The organism is Microvirga sp. P4_G7, assembly GCF_056401005.1.
This window is the reverse complement of the sequence record NZ_JBFUKD010000370.1, coordinates 1-3684: the sequence shown is the minus strand read 5'-3', so window position 1 is coordinate 3684 and position 3684 is coordinate 1. Positions and strand designations below refer to the sequence as shown.

At 60.9% G+C, this 3684-nt stretch carries 4 protein-coding genes; all 4 read left to right on the top strand.

Going from position 1 to position 3684, the window contains the following annotated elements; translation table 11 throughout:
• A partial coding sequence (locus tag AC1DT3_RS14770) for an ABC transporter substrate-binding protein (RefSeq protein WP_477466000.1) occupies positions 1-739 on the top strand: 739 nt, incomplete at its 5' end.
• 75 nt (positions 740-814) lie between these two features.
• Positions 815-1768, top strand: a complete 954-nt coding sequence (locus AC1DT3_RS14765; RefSeq protein WP_477465999.1) for an ABC transporter permease — start codon at positions 815-817, stop codon at positions 1766-1768.
• A gap of 10 nt (positions 1769-1778) precedes the next feature.
• Positions 1779-2645 (top strand): ABC transporter permease, encoded by an 867-nt coding sequence (locus AC1DT3_RS14760; RefSeq protein ID WP_477466001.1) that lies wholly within the window; start codon positions 1779-1781, stop codon positions 2643-2645.
• The gene (locus tag AC1DT3_RS14755; protein ID WP_477465998.1) at positions 2645-3682 is read left to right on the top strand and encodes an ABC transporter ATP-binding protein; all 1038 of its coding nucleotides are present in this window, start codon (positions 2645-2647) and stop codon (positions 3680-3682) included. The genes AC1DT3_RS14760 and AC1DT3_RS14755 overlap by 1 nt, the downstream gene beginning before the upstream one ends.
• Positions 3683-3684 lie beyond the last annotated feature (2 nt).

Genomic DNA, 3684 nt, shown 5'->3' with positions numbered 1-3684 from the left:
CAACGAGACGTTCTGGCTGAATGTCACCTACCCAAATTTCTCCTATCCGCCAACTGACAATCCAAAGGTGCGGCAGGCCATCATGGCCGCGATGGATTTCGACGAGATCATGGAGGCGGCGAGCGAGGGGCAGTACAAGCTCAATCCGGGCTTCCAGTTTCCCGGGCAGCTCTATTTTTCCGAGGCCGGCAAGCAGTATCTCAATCAGAAGGACGTCGCGAAGGCGAAGAAGCTTCTGGCCGAGGCGGGATACAAGGGCGAGAAGGTGACGCTCCTCACCAATCGCGAGTTCCCGGTGATGTACAACACTTCGCTCGTGATGGCCGAGCAGCTCAAGGCGGCGGGAATCAACGCCGAGCTTCTCGTGCTGGATTGGCCGGCCGCCCTTCAGAAGAGCACGAAAGAAACCGAAGGTTGGAATTTCTTCTACACCGGGTGGATCACGGTCGTCGCGCTCGGCGGGCCGCAGACCATGCGGCAGATGGCGCCTCCTGCGAGCGTGCAGAAGTGGAAGGACGAGCCCGATCCTGCCTTCATGGCCTCGTTCAAGCAGCTCTCCGAGGGCAGAACACTCGCGGAGCGCCAGGCCGCCTTCGCGAAAGCCCAGGAGCGCGCTCTCGAACTCGTCATGGCGGTGCCGTTCGGTGTGATGCCCAAGACCCAGGCCGTGCGGGCGAATGTCGAGAACTTCCGCTCGTACTACGTTCCTCGGCTGTCGAACGTGTGGCTGAAGAAATAAGCACGGACGCGCTTTCTGCTTCGTCGATGGGGGTACGCCCCCATCTTTCTCCGCTTCCAGGAACGAGACCTGCGCATGGCCCGATACGCGATCACGCGTCTCCTTCAGATGATCCCGTTACTGCTTCTCGTGAGCCTGATTTCGTTCGCTCTCATCAAGCTCGTGCCCGGCGACCCCGCCGTGGTGATGGGCGGCTCGAACGCGACGCCCGACCAGATTGAAGCGATCCGAAAAAATCTGGGTCTCGATCAACCCCTGCACGTTCAATTGTGGGCGTTCTATTCGAATCTTCTTCGCGGCGATCTCGGCCGTTCGCTGCTGCTCGGCCAGCCGGTGAGTGCGGCCCTTTGGGAGCGCGCGCCCGTGACGCTCTGGATCTCGCTCTATTCAATGATCATCACCGTGGTTCTGGGTCTTTCCACCGGGATCATCGCAGCGCTTCGCCATAACACCTGGGTGGATCAGGTCGTMTCTTTCTTTGCGTTGTTGGGCGTGTCGTTGCCGAATTTCTGGCTCGGCCTGATGATGATCATCCTGTTCTCCGTCCATCTCGGCTGGCTTCCGACCGGCGGCTACGAAGATCCGCTCCTCGACCCGGTTGGCTTCATGCGCACGGCGACGTTGCCGGCCTTCTCGCTTGCGATGCTGCAGACCGGACTTCTAACGCGCATCACGCGCTCGACGATGCTCGATATCTTGAACCAGGATTATATCCGCACGGCGCGTTCGAAGGGCCTGTCCGAGACGGTCGTCGTCTGCAAGCATGCCCTCGCCAACGCGATGATCCCGATCACGACGGTTCTGGGTCTGATCCTGTCCGTCCTTCTGTCCGGCTCGATCATTGTCGAGACGATCTTCAGCGTTCCCGGCATCGGCTCGCTTCTCGGCAATGCGATCTTGCGCCGCGACTACCCGATGATTCAAGGCGGATTGTTGTGCGTCGCCGCAGCGCTCATGCTGCTGAACCTCGTGGTGGATCTCCTCTACGGCTTCTTCGATCCAAGGGTGCGTGTCGATGGCCGTGAGTGACGCCAAACCAATGGAAAAGACGGGCTGGGCATCCGGCGTTATGCGGCATCCCACCATCAGAAAGCTGCTGCGCAATCGCGCGTTCATGACCGGCAGCATTCTATTCGGATTGGTCGTGATCGTCTCGTTCCTCGCGCCTTTGATGTCGCCGAGCGATCCGAACAAAATGGCGATCCGTTTCCGATTTCAACCGCCGTCCTGGGCATTCCCCTTCGGGACGGACAATCTAGGTCGCGACATGGTCAGCCGAACGCTCTATGGCGGACGCCTCAGTCTCGAAATCGGACTATGGGTCGTTGTGCTGAATGCCGTCTTCGGCGTTTTGCTCGGCGCGGCGGCTGGCTATTACAGGCGCTTGGACGGTGCGCTGATGCGTGCGGCGGACGCGCTCATGGCCTTTCCCGCCGTATTGTTGGCGATCGGCATCGCAGCCGCTTTGGGGCCATCGGTCTTGACCGTCGTCATCGCCCTCTCGGTCGTCTACATTCCGCGCACGGCAAGGGTCTTGCGGGCATCCGTCCTCGTCGTGCGGGAGCTCGATTATGTTCAGGCGGCGCGGGCGTGTGGCGCCAACAACTGGCGAATCCTGACGAAGCACATTCTTCCGAACTGCCTTACGCCCCTCATCGTCCAACTCAGTTTCGTATTCGCCTACGCCGTTCTCTCTGAAGCGGTTCTGAGCTTCTTGGGACTCGGCGCGCCGCCGACGACGCCAAGTTGGGGCATCCTGATTGCTGACGGACGCGGTTATATCCGCGAGGCGGCCTGGCTCACGGTTGTGCCGGGAGCTGCGATCGCCGTGACCGTCCTTGGATTGAACTTGCTCGGTGACGGTCTGCGTGACGTGCTCGATCCGCGCCTGAAGGTTGATGGCTGATGAACGCTCCACTTCTTTCCGTACGCGATCTGAGCGTCGCCTTTCGGTCCGGTGACGGCGCAGTGAAGGCTGTCGAAGGTGTCAGTTTCGATGTCGCCGCCGGTGAGGTTCTCGGCATCGTCGGTGAGAGCGGCTCCGGCAAGAGCGTCACCGCGCTGGCGACGATGGGATTGTTGCCGGCAGCCGGCCAAGTTGTAGCAGGGCATATTGAATTTGAAGGACGCGATCTGCTCAGTCTTCGCCGCAAGGAGATGCAGGATCTGCGCGGACGATCCATGGCGATGATCTTCCAGGAGCCGATGTCGTCGCTCAACCCCGTCTTCAGCATCGGCGATCAGATCGTCGAAACCATTCGCCGTCATGAGCGCTGCGGACTTCATGCTGCGCGCGAACGAGCCATCGAAATGCTGGGACGGGTCGGGATCGCGTCGGCGCGAAAGCGGCTCGATGACTATCCTCACCACCTGTCCGGCGGTATGCGGCAGCGGGTCATGATCGCCATGGCGCTCGTCTGCTCGCCCAAGCTTCTTCTCGCCGATGAACCGACCACGGCTCTCGACGTGACGATCCAGGCGCAGCTTCTCGATCTTCTGCGCGACCTGCAAAAAGAGTTCGGCATGGCGGTCGTCATCATCACGCACAACATGGGCGTGATCGCGGAATTCGCCGACCGTGTGGCGGTGATGTATGCAGGCCGCGTCGCCGAAGAAGCGATGGTGGAAGATCTCTTCGATCGGCCGGCCCATCCTTATACGCAGGGATTGCTCGCCAGCACGCCGGACATGACGCGAGGCGAGACGAGATTGGCGACCATCCCGGGCAATCTTCCATCKCCCAATGCCTTGCCGCCAGGCTGTCGATTTGCGCCACGGTGTTCGTTTCGCATCGACGCGTGCGACGCGGCGCAACCGCCATTGGTCTCCGTCGAGGAGAACCATCGCGCGGCGTGCATTCGGGCAGCGGAGGTGATGCGATCGTTTCCAGACATAAGGATGCCAGCCTCGCCGTTCGAAGCATCCTCAGGAGCTCCGTCATGAGT

Excerpts from the sequence above, each read along its gene's own strand:
- AC1DT3_RS14760 (WP_477466001.1), top strand. The coding sequence starts at position 1,779 with ATGGAAAAGACGGGCTGGGCATCCGGCGTTATGCGGCATCCCACCATC.